The following is a 22324-nucleotide window of genomic DNA, read 5'->3' as shown; positions in this document are numbered from 1 at the left end:
CCCCAAAGGTCGGTTTCCTATGGCGTATCTGAGTATCAAAATCGACACATCGCTCGTAGATGTGAACGTTCACCCTGCAAAACGGGGAAATTCGTCTGAGCCGGGAGAAAGAAATATTCCGTGGGATATCCAGCGTCGTCAGAGATACGCTTCAGACAACTGATCTGATTCACCATGATACCCCCTCTCCTCCAACAGGCAGTCGGAACACTCAGCTGAGCCGAAAAAACGAGATCGTCAGAGAGATATCAGACAATATTAAAGATGCACCTCAGAATCTTGATCAGAATCATGGTGATACACATTCTCCCTCAAATGGAAACCCAGACGTTCACCTGAGCAGGAAACAAGAGATCATCAGAGACATATCTGATGATATCAGAGATACCTTTCGGACATCTAGCCCAACTTGTGGTGATACACCTGCGTTCATTACAGGTAGCTGTTCCATTCACCTGTACCAAAAAAATGAGACCATCAATGATAGCTCCGGTGCGATCAAAGATGCGCTTCGGACACCTGACCAGACTCTGGGTGATACACCTGCGGACTCAACAGGCAGCAAGACATCTGTATATCATCATCTCCCTGAAAACGTTCCGGGAGTATCTGAGGCGATTCCCCCAATCACGGAAACCTCTTCACGGGCTGCTCAGCCAGAGCGGCTTCACATCAAATATGCGGCGACAGATAAACAGCTTCGCCTCACAAGTAATATGGACGGGGGGGAGACCGGAGAGAATCTTCTGCCATCGATGCGGATTATCGGTCAGGTGGCTGATGGCTACATTCTGGCCGCATCACGTGACAATGACGAGTTGTTGATCATCGATCAGCATGCCGCCCATGAACGCATACTCTATGATCAGTTGTGCAGGCGGAGGGATCGCAGTATCCAGAGGCAGGAGCTGTTGGTGCCGCTTGTTGTCGAACTGAATACTGCAGAAAAACTGGCTCTTTCAGCAAATATTGATATCCTGCTGGAACTGGGTTTTATTGTTGATGAATTCGGGCCCGATGCGTTTGTTGTTAGGGCAGTACCGATGGTTCTTGGCAAACGTCTGGGAACAGAGATGATCCACGATATTGTCTCTGATCTGGTAATCGAAAGCCGAAAAACAGCTGATGAAAAATCTGATCGCATCACCGCGACTATTGCATGCCGGGGGGGAGCAATCAAGGCAGGCAGTCCCCTGACACAGGAACAGATGGAACGTCTGGTTCTTCAATTGTCCCACACCAGTGAACCCTACACCTGTCCGCACGGACGTCCGGTCATTCTTTCATATTCGCATAAGGAACTGGATCGCATGTTTCACCGGACATAGAATCGGGTCGCATCTCCATCCCAAAAGGTATTTTTATATCCTTCTTTTTTTGCTTCAGTCTCTAAGGCTGCAAAGGTCATGGGTGATTCGGAAGACCACCAGACGTTCCCCCCCTTCTGTGGTCTCCTCACTGACAATGTATGACAAAAATCCCTGCTCTGCAAAGAGTTCACGGGTCTCCTGAATACCGGTCAGAGATGAGACCAACAGAAGCACCCGTCCATGGGGGGGATGAAGGATACGCTGCAGGTCGGATGCAAACCGGTGGATGACGGCCCTGCCGTCCGGACCCCCCCCGTCAAGTGCATACTCCAGCCAGTCGTTTATCCGTTCGTTCTCTGTTGTCGGAAGATAGGGAGGGTTGAATACGATCAGATCAAACGGCCCTTTCAGTCCGGCATAAAGGTCGGTACGGACGACTTCCACACCCATCTGATGGGCCATCCTGCATGCATGGGGGGGATTTACATCGGTTGCAACACACCGGGCCCGCTCACTGCATGCTCGTGCGATGATGCCGCTTCCTGTTCCCACTTCAAGGACCGTGTCAATGTTTCGGATTTCGTTTTTGACTGATGAAAGGAGCAGATAAGTATCTGCTTCAGGCTGATATACCTGTTCATGATATTCAGGTGCTTTTGGGTTCATTCCTGCTGTCTCTTCCTATTACATTGTATGTTACCCGATAAGTTCTTTCCCTGGATACTCTGTTGACTGTTAACCATGAGGGGGGGATGCTTTATTCCATTATTGTATGGGAGTCAATCATTGGGATGGCACACGGATGGGATTCCCCCCCTTTTTGTCACCCTTTCTTCACCCTCTTTGATCCCCCCCTGTATTAGGGAATTGGAAGGTAAAATGGACGTATTTTCTGTTCTTTTTTGTTGCCGAGAAATGACAACCCAAATGCCTTTTATTTGCAAAAATAATCGAGGATTGCGGATTAATATGGGGGTCGTTGTTGATGGAAAATTTAGAAAGGATCTGCAGGTTGTCTTTGGTTGAGATCGGCCCGCTCCGGGCTTCTGTGTGGATGCGTTTATCCCTGACAAAAGCCCTTTTTGGGGGGGTTATTTAAACGTTGCTTAACCGGATTTCTGGATTTTGTCCGAAGTAATGTGAATTGTAGGCCACGGCCTGCAGAACACGCGAAAAAGTGATTATTCTTTATTTCCCGAAGATCCTGCATTTGCAATTTTTGCAAAGTCACTCAGCAGGAGTTCTTCTGGTCTTTTTTTGAGGATCTCTTCCGGGATCTTCTCTTCAATTGCTGCCACACGCTCTTTTCCGATACTGCCTGCTGATATCCGCAGGGCTTTTCGTATGGTTTTTCTGCGGTACGAAAAGAGTTCCCGTACAACAAGGGCATAAAACTGATGATCATCAATTGGGTGCGGCGGTTCTCTCGGAGTGATGCGCATAACCCAGGACTGCACCGCAGGCGGAGGGGGGGAGAATGCCTTTGCTGAAAGCTGCATTATTGGTTTTGCCTTTGCATAGGTCTGCACCATAATCGAAAGCCTGCCAACGCCGGAGGTACCGGGGGGGGCAATCATTCGCTGTCCGAATTCCTTCTGATACATCAGTATGGCCTCCTCAAATCCTGCCTCAAGAAGCCTGAATGTAATCTTTGAAGATGCGGAATACGGAAGGTTTGAAACTGATATGTCAAATGGCGGGTAAACACATTTCACGGCATCTCCGTGAATCAGGGTAAGATCACCCGATCGTATTTCACGGTGAAAACGGTTGTTCAGGTATTCAATTAAATCCGAGTCAAGTTCAATTGCAGTAACGATGGCGCCATGATCCAGCAGTGCACGGGTCAGCGGTCCTTCTCCCGGACCAATTTCCAGCACACGTTTCCCCCGAAACGTCAGCTGCGGAGGCGATCCGCTCAATTGCCTTTTTGTCAGTTAAAAAATGTTGATCGTGAGGTGCTTTCATTGTGATGTGAAGATCCGGTATTTAATATCCGGATCCTGGATCTCTTCTAACACTCTCTTTACGATCATCTGTTCCGGGTGGGGGGGATAGTCTTGATGCGTTCACTAATGTCAGAAAAACTTGTAAACGGACGTTTTTGTCGTTCGGTAAGAATTTCCTGCATCAGCTTTTTTCCAATGCCAGGTAGCAGGTGAAGCATGTGGAGTTTGATTGAAATAGGGACAGCATTATTGTAAAAAGCAACATACCGCTCCTCATCATCTTTGACTATGCTCGATTGCAAATGGCAGTTCAACCTTTGCAGTCTGGGTAAGATCAGAATATCCGATACGACGCTTTACCCGTTCAATTTTGTCACGTTCCTTATCGCCGATGTAGACTTCATCATTAATCGAAATGGTATCGACTTTTGGAACAAGCTCAAGAAGCTTGAACTGGTCTTTCCCAACAGCCTGAACAATTGGTTCATGCTTATATTGTTGCCTTCCACCTGTATCACTCCTACCATGGAGCAGATACTCAATAACAACTGCATAGATTTCTTTCTTGTCAGAACGCATTGGTTTTCCCTCAGTAATGGGTGATAACCAGTTCAATTATCTCATCAAGTTCTTCACCGGAAAGAGTAAACCGTTCTTTTGCATAGATGGCCCTGAGTTCATCTCTGGTCCGTGGCATAAGATTTGCAATGCGGTATGCAATGTCCGGTTTAATCTTTTCGAGTGTCAACAGTTTATCCACAAGTGAACGTGCGTTTACTGCACTTGTTTTCGTCAACTGGTTGGCATGCTCGATACTCCTGCGGAGTTCGTACGGAAGTTCACTGCCGGATTCAAGTCTGGATGCTTCTACTGCGAGAAGCGTTTCCCTGACTTCTGATAATGTAATTCTCTCTTCATCGACAATTCCTTTAACATTCATGCCAATCCCGTCCCTGTGAAAATTATTGTTTTTGTGGTTTTAGGTGTTGTGGTTTTGAGATGACAGTCTTTGTTTTGTTACCGTCTTTTATCTCAAGAACCCATGCGCGTCCACGTTTCCCGATAACAGTACCTGTCTTTCCATGGAAACGCCTGTGAGGCATGCCTTTCTGAATGCTGGAATCAATTACGATATGAACTTTTGTTCCCTCATCAAATGACTGGATGATGGTAGTTACTGGTGCCATACCGCGTCGCCTCAGCGCTTTCTTGAATTTACCGCGAGTCTTTTTTCGTGGACCGTTGTGATGTGCCATTTATCTAATCCTCCTGGAATTTGTTTTCCTTTTCGGGAACAACACCTTCGACCATAATAACGTCGAGGGCTGTTACCTTTGCGGGTGCCCCCCCAATGCATTCAGTGAGGCTCGGAATTGTTCTCCCTTCATCGCCTGAGATGAGCTCTTTGATATAAAGGCCTGCGTCTCCGAGGACTTCAATTCGGTATTGGCCGTCCTCAACGCCTCTCAGGTAGATATCAATGACGTCTCGCTTTCTCTCTTTGTCTGCCCTTCGGTGAGCTACCCTCTGAGGGGTGCGCTGCGATATTGACGCCCCCCCTTTTAGGGCAGACAGGGATAATCTGACGTCATCATCAGAGAAATCGCCGTCTACTTCTACCAGAATGCTGTATTTCTTATGCGCTTTTCCCGATTTAATTGTTTCCACCTCGCGGCGGTCACTGATATGATCAAGCATAACAGTTACTCGGCCCTCTGCAGTGGAATTTATCCTTTCTTCGAGTACAGAAAGGGGAATGCTGCGCATATTCGGATGAACGATTTCCATGATAAACGGCCTTCCGGTTCCGATCATACGGGCATCGATATCCTCTCTGCCGGCACCATGGAGAATCACATCTTCAGCGCTGCAGCATTCCGTGACCGGCCTGCCAATGAGTTCCTCAACAGAATCCGGATACATCTTCCCGGTGAAGTTGCAGCGTTCACAGCCCTCTCCATGACATTCACGGCAATGCCATCTGGTCTGGGGAATACCCCCCCGTTCATATTTCCGGTATCTGCCATAGATGTAGATGGGGGGGTTGATCTCTATTTCCACCGTGTTGTCAGCAGGATTGCAGACTGCAACCAGATCCGGACGTTTGAAATCAACTTCTGAACCGCTTCTGGCAGAGAAGGCCTTGCCTACTTCACGATTGAACTGTGCCTTCAGTGTCTCCGGAGATGTCAGGCCGATGTCACTCCAGACCATCTCTTCGCTCTCTGCCATAATGGGTGGTACCCGGCAGCCGACCAACAGCGTTTTAAATTCAATACCCTGCACACTCTCTTCAATTCGTTCTGCCCATGCATCTGTTTCATCAAACATGTTTCCACAGATCCAGCAGGGTGTTGTCTCTTCTGTGTAGGGATAATTGTCTTCAAGTGCAAGTGCCGTACGTAATGCCCGGCCCCCCCGTTCTTCATTGGCAAGTCCGAATGAACGTTTACCAAAAAATCTTCCGAGGCAGTGATTGCATATTGTTCCATATGCAAGTATTTCCCGTGTTTCTTCGATTACTCCGATGATTTTTCCCTCCTGTCCATTTCATTGAGAACCACCGTGATGGTATGGTCGGCATGAAGAACTGCCGGACCGACCGAGACTCGCGGCAGATGATCCGTCATTGCACTCTCACTCTCGGAGAAATTCTGGTGGTCTGAGAGGAGATAGGCTGACGGAAGCTTTTCCATATCCCGGATATCTGTGCCGTCTTCATCAAGAAGTACCGGACTAAATTCTGCGAGGAGCTCTTTGAGACCTCCCCTGCGGACATATACTCCGGGTGTTGATTCCCGGAACTCTTCGTCACATGGCAGTGCGAGGGCCTTTTTGATGAGGGATCCTGCACTCCGTTCGTCTGGACTGAGATACCGGAGAGAATCTCCCCTGAATAAAATGGTCTTTTGGGGGGGATCCGGTTCACCCAATAACACCAGATAGCATTCCATATCACGTCTGAGGTCATGGGAAAGGAAAAATGATGAATTTACGCATCTGCAGAGGACATCAATTCTTCCTGCCCCACCCGGCATATCGTTGAGAGAAAAGTCTCCATCTGTCCGTGCGAGATGCCCGATGACGATAAACTGTTTCATAACGGTTACATCCCGCCGAATTTTTTCATCATGCGCTGCATGTTGAACTTGCCCTGTCCGCCGCGCATCGTTTTCAGAGTACGCTGCATGGTTTTGTAATATTTGATTAGCTCGCGCACTTCCTCGGGTGAGGTGCCGGAACCCACTGATATCCGCTGGATTCGTGAACCACTGATAACGCCGGGATTGTCAAGTTCTCCGTCTGTCATCGAGTCCATGATATATTTAAAGCGGTCCATCTTCACCGATGTTACGTCAAAGGCGTCCTGAGGGAGGTCGACATTTCCCAGCGGAAGCATATTCATGACCTGCTTTAAGGGGGGGCCCATCTTTTTCAGGGCTTCCAGCTGCTTGTACATGTCGCGAAGAGTAAATTTCCCTTTGAGCATGGCATTGACATCCACATCTTCAGGGGATATCGCCTCTTCGGCACGCTCAACGAGTGCCCTGAGGTCTCCCATTCCAAGCAGACGGGATATGAAACCGTCGGGGGGGTCAAAGCGTTCAAGATCCTCTATCGTCTCACCGCTTCCGACGAATACAATGCCAGATTTGGTCTCTGCCACGGCAGAAAGAGCGCCACCTCCCTTTGCGGTACCATCCATTTTGGTAATGATAACGCCGTCAATGTCTATTGCTTCATGGAACCTGCGCGCCTGTTCCCGTGCCTGCTGACCAAGCGCAGCATCAATGACCAGCCAGCGGTGTGTGGCATGGGACAGCTTGTTCAGTGCAATGATCTCCTCAATGAGTTCATTCTCAAGTGCATGTCTGCCCTGAGTATCGATGATAAGCACTTCTGTGCCGGTCAGTTCTTTCATTCCACGGGTGACGATGCCAATAGCATCTGTCTCACCTGGCTCTCCATAGCAGGGCACATTGACCTTCTGGCAGAGTGTGCTGAGTTGATCGTATGCACCGGGCCGGAATACATCAGCACAGATGACCCTACACGGAGTCCTTTTCTCTGGAAGAAACGTGCAAGTTTGCCGGTTGTCGTTGTTTTTCCGCTTCCCTGAAGACCGGCCATCAGGATGGTCTGGGATTCAAGTTTGACATCGACTTCCTCTCCCATCAGGTTGACAAGCTCTTCATATACAATTCTCAGTACATGTTCGCGTGCTCCCATTCCCTTTGGTGGCTCTTCTTCAAGAGAACGTTTTTTGATGGTCGTTGTGAGCTCCATGACGAGCTTCACATTTACATCTGACTGGATGAGCACCCGTTGAAGATCACGGACCAGTTCATCGACTGCTGCTTTGTCGATGACAGATTTTCCTGCAAGTTTCTTTACAGCATCCTTCAGTCCGCTACCAAATCTGTCCAGCATTATTATTCATCTCCGAGAAGGTCACTGACTACGGCTTTTGGTTCGAATGGAATGATGTCGGTATATTCCTGCCCTGTTCCAAGGAACATGATCGGTCGGCCGATGGTGTGCGCAATTGATATTGCAGCACCTCCTTTGATATCCATATCAGCTTTTGTCAGTACAACAACATCTGTTCCTACCGCATTGTTAAATTCTTCTGCCCTGATGACAGCGTCATTCCCGGCAACGGCCTCATCGACATATGCCACAATGTCCGGGCTAAAGACACGGCGAATTTTCGCCAGCTGGTTCATCAGGTTTGCCCGGTTATGGAATCGTCCTGCAGTGTCTGCAAGGACTACATCGATGCCATGTGCCTTTGCATACTCCACCGCATCATACAGGACGGCAGACGGATCTGCACCTTCCTGATGCTGGATGACTTTGACACCGACACGGTCGGCATGGGTCTGCATCTGTTCGTTTGCACCGGCTCTGAATGTATCTCCCGAACCGATGACAACCGAATAACCCTCACCTTTCAGGTAGGCTGCCACCTTCGCAATGGTTGTTGTTTTTCCCGCACCGTTGACACCGGTAAAGAGAACTTTCACCGGATGGTCATGGGTATCAATGTAGGTGGTGAGCAGGAACCCTTCACCAAGGACATTGAGGAGGGCATCTCTGAGGGCATCCATTACCATAGTGTCAATGGATGAACCAATCTTTTTTGTGCTCCCGGTCAGTTCATTGCGCATCTGTTCTGATATGGCGTCCACTGTCTGAAGCGCAACATCATTTTCGAGCAGAACTAATTCAAGTTCCTGAAGGGGGGGTCCTTCAATCTTTTTCTCAGATATGTGGACTTCCCGATCTTTGACCAGGGAACGAATTTTTGCAGAAAAGGCTACTTTTTCCTTCTTTGGTTCTGAAGGAGGTTCGGTTTCGGTTTTAGCTTCAGGTTCTGTTTTATCCGGAAACTCAGCTGTACGCGATGATTGGTTCTCTACTGAGATCTTTTCAGAGGCAGTTTCCGGGGAAGGAGATGATATCTCACTGTCCCCCCCTGAGACTTCTTCAATAAAAGAGTCCTCGAATTCACGGGAAAATCTGCTGCGTACTCCTCTCAGTTTTGATTTCAGAGAATCAAACATGCCATATCAGCCCTGAATCCCCCCCGGATCCATCCGGGACTGGGCCTGTGAATATGCCGATTCCATTCTTTTGGCAACATCGCGACCCTGTTTCTGGACCTGTTCGATGGACTCAGCAATTTTTTTGGCAAGCGCTTCCATTTCGGTCATACGCTCTCCAAGATAATCCACTGTTTCAGTGTTTGTCCGTTCAACAACCACATCGGCACCGATGTTTAAGAGCACCTGATCCGTATCGGGCACATGTACTCTCAGGCTTGCGCCGCCACCGATCTGGAGAAGTACTGTCGGTTCTTCCTGGCCAGCCAGATTATTCAGGGTTTCAACTGCAGTAGCAGTCTCCATCCGTCGATTTTCCAGCATTTCAAGCTGCCGGGAGTATGCTTCAACCTGCTGTGTGAACTGTTCAAGATACTGTTCCAGCATCTGGAGTTCGCGGGCGTCAACATTCTCCATATTATTCACCATTAATCGGGGTAATTGCTTTGATATTGATGTAGTTTCTCATCAGGTGGTGCTTACTGCCGATGACGGTGAATGTCCGCTCTTCAGCGACTTTCTCGTTCGGTGCCGCAATTACTTTGGTAAAAGGTTTCCATACTTTGCGTTCCCGGTATTCACCGGTAATCTCAAAATTTTTGTCTGTCATCCCCATCACTCCACAAATCCAAATACTTCTTCAATTCTGCTAAGCTCGTATCCGCTTGTTGCACTTCCGGCCACATAGCCGAAATTGTTCGCAATCAGGCCCGTTCCAATGAGATTGGTGCCCATGTTAATCGTTCCTGTACCAACGGGTAGGTCAGTATATTCTTCAATTGCTTCTATCTCCTGCTGGGATGCTCTGGGAGGAAGAAGAATGCCACGGGGTGGTCGCAACTGCAGTCATTCCGACTGTAGGTACGCCGCCTATTGGCATCATGAGAACCGGAACATTAAGAAATTCTGCGATCTCCTCCGCAAAGCGTTCTGGCATATCCGGGTGAACTATCGCAAGGTCATCATTTGCGAGAATGATATTTCCGGCAGCGTTCATGCCACGTTCAAGTCTCAAAACGTCACGGTACTCCTGAAGTACTGCTATCTCTTCAGGCGTTGCCATGCCGCTTACGATGAACCCGTGGTTGTTCCCTACAAGAAGTGATCCAATGATCGAACTTCCCTGTATATTTGTCTTTACAACCGGTACGGTAAGTTCTTCTCCAACTACCTGGATAAACCGGTCCGGAGCATCAGATGCAACAAATGCCACATCGTCAAATGCCCTGCAATATACTCCGATATGTTCGTTGCCTGCGATATCGATCGTTTCAGTCATTGTTTTACTCTTCCGCAAGTTCAGCCTGAACCTGTCCGTCCTCAAATTTCATGGCACGGATGCGAATCTTGCGAGGAGGCTTTTCGGATCCCCCCCGTTCCCAGACTTTTTCATTGATTGTCTGGTCAAGTTTCACGTCATCACTCTTCATGTGCTTCATGAGGTAAGAACGGATATCTTTCATTGCACGCTGGCTCCTTCTCCACCGGGGAGCCTTCTTGACATCCCTGAGAGGGATGATATAGATCTGTTCATTGAGAATGTTAGCCATTATCTTACACCTTCAAGGAACTGCGTCTCCAGTTACGGCGGCGGGGGGTGGCTGACTACATTGCGCTTGGTTCTTACCATCACCCATGCCGGGACACGGCGATTCTGTTCACATGCCTTTGCAAGCCGGATTTTTCGGCCTTTTGTTGGTTTACTCATGGTTTCATCACCAGTTTTGTTTTATCCTTCCACCCGGTAACCAGAGACTGCTGGTGGTGGTTTGGGAATGTTGTATACGGATCGATACCTCGTGCGCTGAATGCTGCCCGGATTTCGTGTTCATAGTCTCCGTTGTGGATCTTTCCGGTCTCACCATAGGATATGGTGAAATGCCTGCTCGCCAGGCGTTCCACTTCCGTTTTTCCGAATCCGAGCAGAGGTCGCACGTAGGAACACTCATGCCTTGCTTCAAGGCTCTGAACCTCTGGCAGGCTGAGCATTGGAACACGGTCATTCAGGCGTGTTCCATCCCCTATAACGTCATAGGACTCCGCTAGAGTCCTGACGGCGTTCCTGTGCACAAGGTTGATGGCATCGTTGGGATATCCCGTCGACACCATCATTTCGACAACCGTGTCCAGAAAACCCGACTCAAATACTCTTTTCACAAAAGGAAATCCAAGGGCATCTGCCACACTCTCAAGTTGTGGAACCGTCCTGCGTTCATCAAAGACGAACGTATTCAGTTCAACCTCATAATCTCTGGAGAGCATGAGGGCCGCAAGAGAGCTGTCTTTTCCTCCGGAGAAGAGAATTCCTGCCTTCATTTTCGGGTTATCTTGTAATCTTTCTTTTTCGGCGTAAGCTGTCCGAGAAGACTTTTGAGCATCTCGTCAGAGATCTTGTCACGAAGACGTCCACTCTGTGCGAGGATGACCAGTTGCTGCTCAACAGATTTAGCAAATTCCGGACGGGTCAATTTGATGGTGTTCAACCGCTCCCGTGCCTCCGGTTCCAGGATCTGCATGAGGACCATGTGGATCTGTGCTTCCTGCTGTTGTCGCTGGCGTGCCATCTCCTCATCTACCGCGCCCTGCTGTTGTTGCTGGCGCTGGAGATCCTCCATTCTTCTCCGGCGGAGTTCGTTCAGCTCGTCGTCTCCCATCTATTGTTACCTCATCAGTATTTTGCGAGTGCCGGGTTCTGCTCTACAGCATCTGCTTTGAGACCGTGTGCAACACCGTCAAGGAATGATTTTCCTTTTGCGGTGATCTTGCGACCTTTATCAGCGTTCTCAATGAGTCCTTCGCCTTCAAGCTGCTGGACCACTTTTCGAATTACTGATCCGGATCCTTTCCGGAACTTGTCCGGGTTTGAGCCACGGTTCTGCTTTCCGCCGTAGAATGATCTCATTCTCTCTACACCAATTGGTCCGTCCACATAGATACGGCGCAGAACTGCTGCCGCACGGGTGTACCACCAGTCTTCATCGAATGGTGCTGCCTGTTTGTGGACACCTGTCTTGGCAAATGCTGCCCAGTCCGGTGCTTCCACTGTCTCCATTGCCTTGAGTTCTTCAGCTGTTTTACTGATCAGAACATCTGCAGGCAAATCATATACGGTTGTCATCTGTTTACCACTCTCTAGTATGCCTATTAGCAGTCTTTACATATAGGTAAGATATTGATTTAAATATTCCGAGAACGCATCTCAGCGAGAGATTTTTCTTTGCCGCGCAAGAACCATGGTGCGGCCCCCCCGTGTCTGCACCAGTTCTGCTTTACAGGCAGTTGCAATCCCCGCCGGATCCACGTCTGTACTCCTGAGCCACTTTATCTTTACCATGCCCCGATCCTTGATCTGGCGCCTGATTTCTTCATAGGTCTGTTCCGTGACTCCGCTTTTTCCAATCCATATAGTCGCTTTTAACTGCGATGCTGCTGTTTTATCGATGATATCCCCTCCCTACGGGGGGGCAGCGCCATTGATGGCCACATACCCGACAGGTTATGATGATTCTGCTCTGGTGAATTCGTATTCGTGCATTTATTCCGGGAATAAGAAATGAAGAGCATTTCCTGCAAAATTTTCTTTTCCATATCAGGGGGACTGCAATTCGTTCTCTCATTGCAATACGGCGCGCCCGCATGATATATTCCCGTGCCCGGTCCTGATTATTGTGCGCGTTATTTTCTGCCTCTGAAAAGAGGATTTCAATACGTTCCTTTGCAATCGGACGCCTTGATTTTTGCTGCCGTTTCTTTCCACCCATTTGTTCTGTTAGATTTGTCTTCTTTGATGATGAATTTCACTCATCCTGATGATCATGGATGATGACTGTTCTCCCGGATACCTCGAGCCGGTCTTCACAGAAGAGTTTCACTGCCTGGGGGGAAGAGACACATGTTCAAACTCCATAATTCTTGCTGCAAGTGATTCTTCCGTATCGTCACTGAGCACAACCACCGGGTACTGGAGAATAATCGGTCCGGTATCCATACCTTCATCAACAAAATGTACGGTGCATCCGGCTATTTTCACGCCGTAATCCAGTGCCTGCTGTTGGGCATGGAGACCGGAAAAGCTTGGCAGAAGGCAGGATGAATATTGATCATCTTTCCGGCAAAGCGACGTACGGTCTCAGGTTTTAACAAGCGCATGTAACCGGCAAGGACAAAGAGATCAGCACCTGATTCCTGCATTGCATTTTCCAGTGCCTGATTATATGATTCACGATCTGGATAATCAGAAAAACTGACGACAGATACGGATATGTTATGGTTTTTTGCCCGTTTTATCGCATACGCAGATGGATTGTCAGTGATGAGGCAGGCAAACTCTGCCGGGATTGTTCCGTCACATACCCTGTCAATTATTGCCTGAAAATTGGAGCCTCTTCCTGATGCAAGCACCGCAATGCGTTTCATACCCATATGTTGGCAGAATTCTATCTTAACGATTCGTGTATATACCCTGTCCATCGGGAATATGAGTTTGATACTTTCGATGCGACGGTCATTCATCTTCATCACCATCAGGCGAATTCCGGATTCAGAAATGGTAACAACTTCGCCTTTATTGGGGGGGATTTGGCCCAGTTGATCAATGATCAAACCTCCGATTGTTTCATAGGATTCACTGGTGGGGGGGAGGGTAATTTTCAGGTCTTCATTGACGCGTTCAACCCATGCGCGTGCATCAATGAGATACACCCAGTCATTGATTTTCTGAATATCGGGTTCTTCTTCATCAAATTCATCCATTATTTCCCCGACCAGTTCCTCAAGAATATCCTCTACGGTGACAATGCCTGCGAATGTGCCATATTCATCCACAACGATTGCAAGATGAACCTTGCGCTTCTGCATTTCACGCAGAAGATCATCTATTTCCTTGGATTCCGGAACAAAATACGCTTCGTAGACAAGGTCAGGGATTTCAGCATTTGGCCCGGGTGAATATATGACGCTGAAGACGTCCTTCACGTTTAATACGCCAATGATGTTATCAATCTGTTCTTCGTAGACAGGCAGGCGGGTAAATCCGGTTTCATTAAAGATATTGATTGAATCTTCCAGAGAACTTTTCCTGTCTATCATCACCACATCTGCCCGTGGCATCATGACTTCCCTGGTACGCGTATCTGAGAATGCAAATACCCGGTAGAGCATCTCATGTTCTTCCTCTTCGATTGTACCCTCTTCTTCTCCAACATCAATCCACTGTTTTATTTCGTCTTCTGTGACCGTTGGTTTCACTTCACGGTTCCGTGAAAAGATACTTTTTCCAATGTCGATGACCCAGAACAGCGGGTAGAGAAGATATGACAGCCACAATATCGGACGAGAGACTGCGAGAGCTACCTTTTCCGAAGACCTGGCCGCATAGGTCTTGGGGGGGATGATTTCCCCGAACGTCAGCATCAGAATGGTTGTTACAAATGTTGCAATACCAATTCCAATTTCTCCCCAGATGGCAATGGCAATCGCTGTCGCAATTGATGCCGCAGCGATGTTGACCAGATTATTGCCAATAAGGATGGTAATAAGCAGGCGATCGGGATCAGCTTTCAGACGTTCAAGTGCCTCAGACCCGACCTTTTTCTGTTCAACAAGGGTTCTCACCTTTGCAGGATTGATTGAGATCAATGCCACCTCTGATCCCGAGAAGAACCCGGAAAAGAGCAGGCACAAAACAAAAATAATCAGTGCAAAATTATATTCAATCATTGCACTATGCCGCCTCCGGCGGTTCTGATAATATTTGATTCATATATGAGTTACTCTCTGATTTATGCACTCTTTCCCAGATAAAAGCAGCGCTCAATCAAAAAATGTTCTGACCCAGGCAGTTTCATCCGACAGAATCTCAATTTTTTTCCTGAGGGATAGTCCGGTTGAAAGGTGAGATCCTCAATCTCAAGTATCAGAGGTCCTGCATATCCATATTCAGCAAGAAGTGCGAGTACATGTGCCACATCACCATTGTCCTTTGCCCTGCAGTGCATTCTGCCATCAATACAGGCACTGACATGAACGACTGCAATACGGCTATGAAGGTGTTTGATATACTCCTCTGCCTCCTGTTTCCCCCCCCGGTGAAAGTATGTGCAGTATCAAGCGTGAAAGAGAGCCATGATTCCTTCTTTAACAGTGATATAAAATCCCGTGGGTGGGAAGAAGGGAATTTACCTGATGCTCCATATTTTCAAGTGCAACGGATATACCTGCAGATGCCGCACAGGTTTTTACTTCTGAAAGATAATGTGCCAGACGTTCTTTGTCAGCAAAGGATACCGGACGCTTTGCCGTTCTTCTGCCCGGGTGAATGGTTACCGCGCAGGCATTGATCTGTTCTGCGATGGTAACCGCCCGGCAGGCCCAGTGGGTGGAGACTTCTGCCACATCAGGGTTCACTGAGCATGGATTCAGATCAAGTACCGGTGCATGAACACTGACGGACCGGATGGCAGGGTGCGTATGGATGGCATCCAGAAGAATATCTGTGGGCAGGTTTTTTAGCCAGAATGAAGGGGTTTCCAGCCAGAATTCCATGGCATCGCATCCGGCATCGGTGAAAGCGTCAAAGATGATATCTATTGCGTATTCATGGAAAAACATGGTTGATGCCCCCCCAACCGTCGTCATACTCTTCTTTTTCATCCGTTTCATAATAGCCTTTTACCCCCCCGTATGTCTGATACACGGTATTCATAAGGGAACGCGATAAAAATAGTGTTCATGCGACCAATGGGAGGCATGGGACCCGGGGATTCCGGCATATATTCCGTTTCTTCCCTGACAGCAGTAATTGCATCACTCCTTGATGACAACCGCATTAAAAATGTCTGGGTTGAAGGGGGGGAGGTGACGAACTATATTCACCACCGGTCAGGTCACCGGTATTTTTCGCTCTCTGAGGACCCGGGTACGCGTCCCTCGGTGATCCGCTGTGCCATGTGGAAAAGTTATGGGAGCGAACTGACCTTTACTCCGGTCAATGGCATGCGTGTACGGGTGTACGGGTCGGTGGATCTCTATGAACCGGGTGGCGAGTACAAATTTATTGCGAGAGAAATGGAGGAAACGGGCCGCGGTGAGATTTATCAGCTGATAAACCAGTGGAAACAGCTCCTGGAAGAAGAAGGACACTTTGCGCTGTCAAAGAAGCAGCCACTGCCTTGCTATCCACAGGTTGTCGGAGTGGTGACCGCAGAAACAGGTGCTGCACGCCGGGATATTGAGCAGGTGATTGCGCGCAGATTTCCCGTGACGCTTCTCCTGTCTCCATGCAGTGTTCAGGGGGCCAGGGTCAGAACATCAGATTGCTGATGCCATTCGTGCTCTTGACGGGAAGGCTGATGTTGTCATTGTAGGGCGGGGAGGCGGTTCATTTGAAGACCTCCTCTCATTTAATCATCCGGAGGTGGTCCGGGCAGTTAGTGCCTGCCGGACACCGGTTGTCAGCGCTGTTGGACATGAAGTTGATACGACACTCATTGATTATGCCGCGGATGTCCGGGCGCCCACCCCCCCGTCTGCAGCAGCGGAGCTTGTTGTTCCGGACAAAAAAGAACTGAAACAGGAGCTTGTAACACTTAAACAGCGTACCTCTGAGACTGCTGGGCGTTATTTATACCGTTTCCACTCGGATATCGAGGATTTCCGCCTCAGGCTTCGTCCTGATAGACTCCGGGTGCAGGTTTCCCGTGAACAGGAGTATATGAATGAAATGCGTGAGCGAATTCTCATGCTTGTATGCAGGGATTGTGAGAGGAGACGCATGATCCTTGCCACAGAAAAAACACGACTCGCGGGCCTTGACCCGTATGGGCCGGTGCAGCGGGGGGGTTACGTACTGGTCAAAAAAGATGGGTTTCTCATCACATCGGCAGGATCTTTGTCTCCTGATGATGAAGTTTCACTTGGCTTTAGCGATGGTTCTGCACGGGCCGGTATCCATGAGGTGACGCATGACACGGACATATGAAGAAAATCTAAAGGAACTCAAAGAGCTGATACGAATACTTGAATCGGGCGCCGTTCCGCTTGAAGAGATGCTCACCCATTACGAACATGGGATGGAGCTTATAAATACCTGTGAAAAAATGCTTGAATCTGCGGAGCTGAAGATCGTTCTTCTTCAGGAATCATGAATATTTCCAGATCTACCTTCATTTTTTTGTCATCTGCAATTGCAGCAATTAGTTCCCGTGGAATTGTTTTCGCGGTGAAATCAGCGTGAATTGCAATGGTCCTACTGTCGATATAGGAACTTCTTCTCCAGACAAGATCGGTAGGATGATTTAATGTCAACCTGCTGCTTCCCCCCCGCGCGGTAATGGTACAGGTCTCTGTCCCTGCAGAGAGGGTGGTCACCAGAAGTGCGGCATCAGATGCGAGAGATTTTCTGAATTCCGGATTCAGGTCACATAATCCTTTGTCTGCATGCACACCAATAATGCATGTTCCACTGTATGTGAGGTGTTCTTCTTTTGTGATTTCAAACGTGGACTGGTGCAGCGCCCTGATATTCGGATGGCCACGGCAGACCAGTCTCTCACATTGTCGTTTATCCATTGACAGGAATACTATTTGACTGCCATATTCAAATTATTACCTGCTTTCAGGCTCAGGTTAATCCCTGTATAGTGCCAATACCATAGCCAATGACGTATGAAGTACTCTGTCCCATTTGTGGGGAAGAGACAACTCACCGTATCCTGAAAGAGTCATCTGACCTTCTGGTTCAGTGTGAGGGGTGCAGCCATATCCATCATGTGCCGCGTCCCCCCCTTTCCCCCCCGGAACCAATTGTTGTCCGGACAATCATCAGTGATGAAGATTGCTCTAAAGTCGGGACAATCGAACTAAATGAATCGGATGTCTGTTATATCGGGGGATTTTTTGTTGCTGAAGTAGGAGAGGAAGTATATACGGTTGAGGTCTGTGGCATTGAGGTGGGACCACGTCGCCCGTCCCGTGCACGGCACTGGAGATTACCGCTCTCTGGACACGGCTCATTGACACTGTGGTTGCAAAAATTTCCGTTCATGATGGTATGCGCACCATTCCCTGTTATCTCCGCTGTGATGGTGAACGTGATTTTGAAATTGGGAGTATTGAAAATATTGATGGTCTGAGTGTCCGCATAACGCATATTAAACTGCGAAACGGATCGATGATGAGAAAAGAGGGATGGAAGGCATATGCGCGGAAAATCCGCCGGGTGTATGGCACCCGCTTATAATCCGATATATTTTTTTAGTTTTTTTTCAAGAACCGGACCCGGAGTAATTCCTTCCATTCGTTCTTTCTCTGTCCCGTTAACCAGAACCAGAATGGTGGGTGTGACATGCAGGGCGTATTTTTGAATGGCTCCTTCTGTCTTTACTGCATCAATATCAGTTACAGTGATTCCCAGCGTTTCTTCCATTTCGTGATTGATTGTTCTCTGCTCCTCACAACCGGGACACCCATCCTGATGGAAACATAGTATCTCTACTGTCATACTGGTAAAAAGGAAAAAAGAATATATGAAACTGTTTGTTTCAGACGAGCTGAGTGATAGCGATGTCTGCAGAGGCGTATCCATACTGCACTGTCAGGGTATCGTTATTCATTCCAACTATCTTTGCCATTCTGGTGGAAACAGTTTCAGGTGCGGTTTCATTTTCGAGGACCACTTCCGGTTTTGGTGCAAATCCAAGGGGGGGAATCCACATCCCGGTTACTGCTTCTGAATAGTTTCCCCCGATGAGGCCATACTGTTCTGCCGTCATCTCCCGTGTCATTGTCTCTCCGAATGGGAATAAAACGGTCTTTGTATCTCCTTCGTGCATCCCCTTTGATTCATCAGCAATGGTTGTCAGTTCAGGCTCAAAGAGAGCATAGGACGTAACACCGGCAGGGTACATATACACATCAATTGGTACAATAAAATCAGAATAATTCTGACCAATGACCATCTGCAAGGGTTTTGAGACACCTGCTACTACGCCTTCGTTTTCAATTACAGTCTGGTCTGACGAAAGCACGGCGACGCCACTGTCATCACGGATTGTGTAACTGACAACAATACCTGATCCATCTGCTGCTGTTTTAAATATCGAGAAAAAACCCATCGTGAGGGTAAACCCGAGCACGCATGATATCAGAATGAAGACAACAAATACCTTTGTGAGGGTTTTTGTCCATTCATCATTGTTCTTTGCGCTCTTCTGTTTTGCCATTAGTATTATTTCAACTCTTTTCTGTATTAAACATGTATATTGTCGTAGGTCTGAACGGTAGCATCATGAGATGTCCAGACGGGAAACCTTTATCCCTCATACGGTCAGTATCTGGATCTGTTGATCCAGTATAATCACCGCAATGGATCGCCAGCAAAAGGGGGGAAGATATTATGATTCGAAGAAGAAGATATCCATTTGCTCTTCTCTGGAATGAACTTGATGAAATGATGGCAGAATGGGAGTCCCGTGTGCAGAACACAATAACTACCGGAGCATCACTCCCTTCAATGGTCAGACCAGCATTAAAAAGAGAATTCAGGGTTGATGTACGTGAAGAGATGGACGAAGTGATCGTCGTTGCCGACCTGCCGGGAGTTGATAAAAAAGATCTCACAATACGGCTGATAAATCCCCTAAATCTGGAATTATCTGTTGTAAATGTGTCGGAACCAAGGGGGGGGAATCCGAGGGATCGGAATATTATATCCGGGAGCGTCTTTCTGGAAACATGCGACGTGTTGTATCCCTTCCGGCAGAAGTAATTGACGAAGAGGCCAGTGCAACCTTCCGTAATGGAGTATTGGAAATCCGGCTCAGGAAGGCACTCCCGGAATCAGGGAGTCTCATTCCCATAGATTAATTTTTTTGGTAGTGCGTGGATTCTTCCCGAATGATTATGAATTATCCGATGTAATAGTGGGAATAATGGACAAAAAGAAGGTCCGCGACTATATGACTTATGATGTTGTCTCCATTGATGCAAAGGGGGGGACTGCAAAAGATGTTATAAATGCAATCCGTGATACGCATCACGATGGATTTCCTGTAATTGATAATCGGAAGGTAGTCGGTTACGTCTCTGCCCGCGATCTTCTCTTTGTTTATCCGCATACTCCAATTGAGAAGCTCATGTCCCGTCACCTGATTGTCGCAGCTCCTGATATGGACATCAATGACGCAGCCCGTGTGATATTCCGGTCTGGGATACAGAAACTTCCTGTGGTTGATGATGATAACAATCTCATTGGAATTATATCAAATGCAGATGTGATCCGGTCTCAGATTGAGCATGTGTCGCCCGATAAGGTCTTTAAATTCATTGACACACTGCGCCAGCTGCATGATGTCGAACCCACAATGGTCAGGGGGGGAAGAGTTGCAATACAAAATATTCTCCCCACCCAGTCAAAAATATATCAGGATGAACTTGAAGGGAGAATGTATGAAATACAAAAAGGACTTGCCGAACCTCTTATGGTTGTCCGGCGTCCCGGAAGGTTTGTGCTTGTAGATGGACACCACCGTGCGGTTGCTGCCCACCGCCTTGGAATAAAGGAACTGGATGCCTATATTATTGAAATTGATGAGGATATTGAGCTTGGCCTTGAACGGACTGCACGCGACATGCACCTTTCAACCCTTGATGATATCAAAATCCTCGATTATGCCCGGCATCCCCCCCTTGTTGCATTGACCCATCGCCTGGTCAAACAGGGTTAAGAACCGGAACAATGCGTTTCGTAGTCCGGATTCAGATAATCCTCTGTCACAACACTGTGCTCCGGGATGACTGCTTCCGGCCATATCCTTGTTTTTGAATGAACGATACTGCCCTGTTTTATGACCGACCGCGGGCCAATTACGGTGTCATTCTCAATATTGCACTGTTCCCGTATTGCCGCTTCATTATCAATGATACTGCCGCTTATCGTGGTATCTGCTCCGATATGGACATGGTTATAAATGGATGACGAGAATACTTTCACCCCCCCTTCGCGGATGACACAGTCGTTTCCAAGAGATGTGTAGGGGGGGCCGATGATCACCCTGTTTCCGATAACCGTGCCGGAACCGATGGATACCGGGCCGATGATCTTTGAATTTTCACCAATAACCACGCCTTCACCGAAATGAACCGGGCCATGGACGGTTGCTCCCTTGATGGTGATGTCACCCGATATGTTGGTGTATGACATCTCCTGCAGTTTCCAGTGTTCTGCTTCTCGCAGGGAACGCGGACTTCCGACATCAGACCAGTTTCCGCGTGCAAGCCAACCTGAAATATGTGTTTCCGGCTGTTCCATGAGGACAGGGAAGAGATCTTTGGCAAAGTCAAACTTGGTATTTTCCGGAATGTATTCAAAGATTTCCGGATTGCAGACATACATCCCCGTACTCGCAAGGTTGGAAAAGATCTGGCCGGGTGATGGTTTCTCGGTGAATCGCATAATCTCATAATTCACATCGATTTCTGCGATTCCGTATTCTGATGGTTCATCAATGGAGATGAGGCCGATAGAAGCTATTGCGTCACCACGGAGATGTTCCCGGTAAAACTGGAGGAGATCGATGTCAGTGATATGGTCTCCGCCCACCACGAGAAATGGAGAATCATTCAGGTATTCTTCAGCATTTTTTACACTCCCCCCCGCAGTGCCCAGTTTGACCGGGTCACGTACATAGGTTATTTCCGCGCCGAAGAGTGAACCGTCGCCGAGGGTATTTTGTATGTCATCCCCCCCTTTGTAGCCAAGTGTTACCACAATATCGGTGAATCCGAGGTTGGACAGATGGTCTACAAGGTGGATGATTGAAGGGGGGGTATTGACAATTGGGATGCAGGGCTTTGGCCGTTCAAAGGTCAGCGGCCGCAGGCGGGTCCCTCCCCGCCACACATGATACATACCTTCATACAACACATGTTGTCGTACTTCGGGTTAAACCCTGTCGGTATAGGGAATGTGATTATCACAGAATCGATAGAATAACATAGGATTCCTTCCATTCACCAGATATGGAGCATGAGGACTTTTCCTGCACGAAGTGCGGCAGGTGCTGCTTTGGTATGGGCAAATATGTCCGCGTTATCGGCCAGATGGGAATGAATCAGGTCGTCGTTAAACATGAGATCGCGAATGAAACTGTTTATGCAACGATACCCCGCAAATACCGTGATGATTTTGATTTTGCTGAGGCACGATCGGTAACCGAAGGGTGGTGCCCCTTTTTGTGTGAGGAGAATGGTGAGTATCCCTGTATCATATTTGATTCTGCTCCACGGTTCTGCAAGGACTTTACGTGTTGCAGAATGAGGGTTTTCGATGCGGCGGGGGGGAGATCGGTGGCACGGATAAAAGGGAAAGGATCCCTCCTTACGGATGATGACGCATTCTCAGAGTGGTGGAAGACGACGATCACTGTTCTGCCGGATGATAACTGGGAAGAAGAGGCTTCAT

The 22324-nt window shown here is 48.1% G+C and carries 29 protein-coding genes and 8 pseudogenes; 11 read left to right on the top strand and 26 right to left on the bottom strand.

Annotated elements, in window-relative coordinates; translation table 11 throughout:
- The first annotated feature begins 19 nt into the window (after nucleotides 1-19).
- Both JCM10550_RS17680 and JCM10550_RS15730 read left to right on the top strand, forming a co-directional pair.
- The gene (locus tag JCM10550_RS17680; protein ID WP_083475574.1) at nucleotides 20-163 is read left to right on the top strand and encodes a hypothetical protein; all 144 of its coding nucleotides are present in this window, start codon (nucleotides 20-22) and stop codon (nucleotides 161-163) included.
- Between the two features lie 553 nt (nucleotides 164-716).
- A complete protein-coding gene (locus tag JCM10550_RS15730) occupies nucleotides 717-1328 on the top strand; it encodes a hypothetical protein (RefSeq protein ID WP_062400518.1) in 612 nt (203 codons plus the stop codon).
- A 54-nt stretch (nucleotides 1329-1382) separates the two neighbouring features.
- Here JCM10550_RS15730 and JCM10550_RS15725 read toward each other — a convergent pair whose 3' ends face one another.
- From JCM10550_RS15725 to JCM10550_RS15625, 22 genes and pseudogenes are all read right to left on the bottom strand, one after another.
- Nucleotides 1383-1976 carry a HemK2/MTQ2 family protein methyltransferase gene (locus tag JCM10550_RS15725; protein WP_062400516.1) on the bottom strand — a complete coding sequence of 198 codons (594 nt, stop codon included), beginning with the start codon at nucleotides 1974-1976 and terminating at the stop codon, nucleotides 1383-1385.
- Nucleotides 1977-2491: 515 nt separating this feature from the next.
- A pseudogene (rsmA, locus tag JCM10550_RS15720) lies at nucleotides 2492-3278 on the bottom strand (16S rRNA (adenine(1518)-N(6)/adenine(1519)-N(6))-dimethyltransferase RsmA).
- Nucleotides 3275-3838 (bottom strand): annotated as a pseudogene (locus JCM10550_RS15715) (DUF655 domain-containing protein). The pseudogenes rsmA and JCM10550_RS15715 overlap by 4 nt, the downstream one beginning before the upstream one ends.
- A 10-nt stretch (nucleotides 3839-3848) precedes the next feature.
- Nucleotides 3849-4199 (bottom strand): RNA polymerase Rpb4 family protein, encoded by a 351-nt coding sequence (locus tag JCM10550_RS15710; RefSeq protein WP_062400514.1) that lies wholly within the window; start codon nucleotides 4197-4199, stop codon nucleotides 3849-3851.
- A gap of 22 nt (nucleotides 4200-4221) precedes the next feature.
- Nucleotides 4222-4515, bottom strand: coding sequence for a 50S ribosomal protein L21e (locus JCM10550_RS15705; RefSeq protein ID WP_062400512.1), 294 nt, complete (start codon nucleotides 4513-4515; stop codon nucleotides 4222-4224).
- A 4-nt stretch (nucleotides 4516-4519) separates the two neighbouring features.
- Nucleotides 4520-5788, bottom strand: coding sequence for a tRNA pseudouridine(54/55) synthase Pus10 (locus JCM10550_RS15700; RefSeq protein ID WP_062400510.1), 1269 nt, complete (start codon nucleotides 5786-5788; stop codon nucleotides 4520-4522).
- Nucleotides 5779-6360 (bottom strand): tRNA (pseudouridine(54)-N(1))-methyltransferase TrmY, encoded by a 582-nt coding sequence (trmY, locus tag JCM10550_RS15695; protein ID WP_062400508.1) that lies wholly within the window; start codon nucleotides 6358-6360, stop codon nucleotides 5779-5781. The genes JCM10550_RS15700 and trmY overlap by 10 nt, the downstream gene beginning before the upstream one ends.
- A gap of 5 nt (nucleotides 6361-6365) precedes the next feature.
- A complete protein-coding gene (locus JCM10550_RS23840; RefSeq protein WP_245619384.1) occupies nucleotides 6366-6689 on the bottom strand; it encodes a hypothetical protein in 324 nt (107 codons plus the stop codon).
- Nucleotides 6690-6884: 195 nt separating this feature from the next.
- Nucleotides 6885-7690 (bottom strand): annotated as a pseudogene (locus JCM10550_RS23835) (signal recognition particle receptor subunit alpha); the annotation flags it as partial.
- A gap of 2 nt (nucleotides 7691-7692) precedes the next feature.
- A complete protein-coding gene (gene ftsY, locus JCM10550_RS15685; protein WP_062400506.1) occupies nucleotides 7693-8826 on the bottom strand; it encodes a signal recognition particle-docking protein FtsY in 1134 nt (377 codons plus the stop codon).
- Nucleotides 8827-8832: 6 nt separating this feature from the next.
- The gene (gene pfdA, locus JCM10550_RS15680; protein ID WP_157200364.1) at nucleotides 8833-9282 is read right to left on the bottom strand and encodes a prefoldin subunit alpha; all 450 of its coding nucleotides are present in this window, start codon (nucleotides 9280-9282) and stop codon (nucleotides 8833-8835) included.
- Between the two features lies 1 nt (nucleotide 9283).
- Nucleotides 9284-9475 (bottom strand): 50S ribosomal protein L18Ae, encoded by a 192-nt coding sequence (gene rpl18a / locus JCM10550_RS15675; RefSeq protein WP_062400522.1) that lies wholly within the window; start codon nucleotides 9473-9475, stop codon nucleotides 9284-9286.
- A gap of 5 nt (nucleotides 9476-9480) precedes the next feature.
- A pseudogene (locus JCM10550_RS15670) lies at nucleotides 9481-10144 on the bottom strand (translation initiation factor IF-6).
- 4 nt (nucleotides 10145-10148) lie between these two features.
- Complete coding sequence (locus JCM10550_RS15665; RefSeq protein WP_062400502.1) at nucleotides 10149-10415, bottom strand: 50S ribosomal protein L31e; 267 nt, start codon at nucleotides 10413-10415, stop codon at nucleotides 10149-10151.
- A gap of 4 nt (nucleotides 10416-10419) precedes the next feature.
- Nucleotides 10420-10573, bottom strand: a pseudogene (locus JCM10550_RS17675) (50S ribosomal protein L39e).
- Nucleotides 10570-11181 (bottom strand): arginosuccinate synthase, encoded by a 612-nt coding sequence (locus tag JCM10550_RS15660; protein ID WP_062400500.1) that lies wholly within the window; start codon nucleotides 11179-11181, stop codon nucleotides 10570-10572. Before JCM10550_RS15660 ends, JCM10550_RS17675 begins: the two are co-directional and overlap by 4 nt.
- Nucleotides 11178-11519 carry a DNA-binding protein gene (locus tag JCM10550_RS15655; RefSeq protein ID WP_062400498.1) on the bottom strand — a complete coding sequence of 114 codons (342 nt, stop codon included), beginning with the start codon at nucleotides 11517-11519 and terminating at the stop codon, nucleotides 11178-11180. Before JCM10550_RS15655 ends, JCM10550_RS15660 begins: the two co-directional genes overlap by 4 nt.
- A 14-nt stretch (nucleotides 11520-11533) precedes the next feature.
- Nucleotides 11534-11983 (bottom strand): 30S ribosomal protein S19e, encoded by a 450-nt coding sequence (locus JCM10550_RS15650; RefSeq protein ID WP_062400496.1) that lies wholly within the window; start codon nucleotides 11981-11983, stop codon nucleotides 11534-11536.
- An 81-nt stretch (nucleotides 11984-12064) separates the two neighbouring features.
- Entirely contained in the window at nucleotides 12065-12307 is a 243-nt protein-coding gene (locus JCM10550_RS17670) for a YhbY family RNA-binding protein (protein WP_083475573.1), read from the bottom strand.
- A gap of 355 nt (nucleotides 12308-12662) precedes the next feature.
- Nucleotides 12663-13281 (bottom strand): annotated as a pseudogene (gene purN / locus JCM10550_RS15640) (phosphoribosylglycinamide formyltransferase).
- Between the two features lie 60 nt (nucleotides 13282-13341).
- Nucleotides 13342-14583: pseudogene (locus JCM10550_RS15635) on the bottom strand (hemolysin family protein); the annotation flags it as partial.
- Between the two features lie 417 nt (nucleotides 14584-15000).
- A complete protein-coding gene (locus tag JCM10550_RS15625) occupies nucleotides 15001-15525 on the bottom strand; it encodes a TIM barrel protein (RefSeq protein ID WP_062400490.1) in 525 nt (174 codons plus the stop codon).
- 87 nt (nucleotides 15526-15612) lie between these two features.
- On the opposite strand from JCM10550_RS15625, the gene JCM10550_RS15620 reads away from it, so the two are divergent.
- From JCM10550_RS15620 to xseB, 3 genes are read left to right on the top strand one after another with little or no spacing between them, the layout of a single operon-like run.
- Nucleotides 15613-16185, top strand: coding sequence for an exodeoxyribonuclease VII large subunit (locus JCM10550_RS15620; RefSeq protein WP_172673940.1), 573 nt, complete (start codon nucleotides 15613-15615; stop codon nucleotides 16183-16185).
- Complete coding sequence (xseA, locus tag JCM10550_RS15615; RefSeq protein ID WP_062400486.1) at nucleotides 16148-16843, top strand: exodeoxyribonuclease VII large subunit; 696 nt, start codon at nucleotides 16148-16150, stop codon at nucleotides 16841-16843. The genes JCM10550_RS15620 and xseA overlap by 38 nt, the downstream gene beginning before the upstream one ends.
- The gene (gene xseB, locus JCM10550_RS17665) at nucleotides 16827-17009 is read left to right on the top strand and encodes an exodeoxyribonuclease VII small subunit (protein ID WP_083475571.1); all 183 of its coding nucleotides are present in this window, start codon (nucleotides 16827-16829) and stop codon (nucleotides 17007-17009) included. The genes xseA and xseB overlap by 17 nt, the downstream gene beginning before the upstream one ends.
- Here the strand turns inward: xseB and JCM10550_RS15610 are convergent.
- Nucleotides 16942-17433, bottom strand: a complete 492-nt coding sequence (locus JCM10550_RS15610; protein ID WP_062400484.1) for a DUF371 domain-containing protein — start codon at nucleotides 17431-17433, stop codon at nucleotides 16942-16944. The genes xseB and JCM10550_RS15610 overlap by 68 nt on opposite strands.
- 89 nt (nucleotides 17434-17522) lie before the next feature.
- Between JCM10550_RS15610 and JCM10550_RS15605 the strand changes: the two genes are divergently transcribed.
- Together JCM10550_RS15605 and JCM10550_RS23830 are read left to right on the top strand one after the other, a co-directional pair.
- On the top strand, nucleotides 17523-17996 hold the full coding sequence (locus JCM10550_RS15605) for an HVO_0476 family zinc finger protein (RefSeq protein WP_245619379.1): 474 nt from the start codon (nucleotides 17523-17525) through the stop codon (nucleotides 17994-17996).
- A complete protein-coding gene (locus JCM10550_RS23830) occupies nucleotides 17897-18103 on the top strand; it encodes an HVO_0476 family zinc finger protein (protein ID WP_245619383.1) in 207 nt (68 codons plus the stop codon). Before JCM10550_RS15605 ends, JCM10550_RS23830 begins: the two co-directional genes overlap by 100 nt.
- Here JCM10550_RS23830 and JCM10550_RS15600 read toward each other — a convergent pair.
- Complete coding sequence (locus tag JCM10550_RS15600) at nucleotides 18098-18289, bottom strand: thioredoxin family protein (protein WP_062400482.1); 192 nt, start codon at nucleotides 18287-18289, stop codon at nucleotides 18098-18100. The genes JCM10550_RS23830 and JCM10550_RS15600 overlap by 6 nt on opposite strands.
- A gap of 115 nt (nucleotides 18290-18404) precedes the next feature.
- Nucleotides 18405-19085 (bottom strand): hypothetical protein, encoded by a 681-nt coding sequence (locus JCM10550_RS15595; RefSeq protein WP_062400480.1) that lies wholly within the window; start codon nucleotides 19083-19085, stop codon nucleotides 18405-18407.
- Nucleotides 19086-19258: 173 nt separating this feature from the next.
- Between JCM10550_RS15595 and JCM10550_RS15590 the strand changes: the two genes are divergently transcribed.
- From JCM10550_RS15590 to JCM10550_RS15585, 3 genes are all read left to right on the top strand, one after another.
- Nucleotides 19259-19630: a hypothetical protein gene (locus JCM10550_RS15590; protein WP_062400478.1), complete on the top strand. Its 372-nt coding sequence runs from the start codon at nucleotides 19259-19261 to the stop codon at nucleotides 19628-19630.
- Nucleotides 19573-19728: an Hsp20/alpha crystallin family protein gene (locus JCM10550_RS23825; RefSeq protein ID WP_245619381.1), complete on the top strand. Its 156-nt coding sequence runs from the start codon at nucleotides 19573-19575 to the stop codon at nucleotides 19726-19728. The genes JCM10550_RS15590 and JCM10550_RS23825 overlap by 58 nt, the downstream gene beginning before the upstream one ends.
- Before the next feature lie 65 nt (nucleotides 19729-19793).
- On the top strand, nucleotides 19794-20588 hold the full coding sequence (locus JCM10550_RS15585) for a CBS domain-containing protein (protein ID WP_062400520.1): 795 nt from the start codon (nucleotides 19794-19796) through the stop codon (nucleotides 20586-20588).
- Here the strand turns inward: JCM10550_RS15585 and JCM10550_RS15580 are convergent.
- Nucleotides 20585-21780: pseudogene (locus JCM10550_RS15580) on the bottom strand (NDP-sugar synthase). The gene JCM10550_RS15585 and the pseudogene JCM10550_RS15580 overlap by 4 nt on opposite strands.
- Before the next feature lie 102 nt (nucleotides 21781-21882).
- Between JCM10550_RS15580 and JCM10550_RS15575 the strand changes: the two are divergent.
- Nucleotides 21883-22324, top strand: a 442-nt coding sequence (locus JCM10550_RS15575) for a YkgJ family cysteine cluster protein (RefSeq protein WP_157200361.1), incomplete at its 3' end; no start/stop codon positions are given.

Origin of the sequence: Methanogenium cariaci JCM 10550, assembly GCF_001315945.1 — an archaeon.
GTDB lineage: Archaea > Halobacteriota > Methanomicrobia > Methanomicrobiales > Methanomicrobiaceae > Methanogenium > Methanogenium cariaci.
This window is presented reverse-complemented; position numbering and strand designations above follow the sequence as displayed.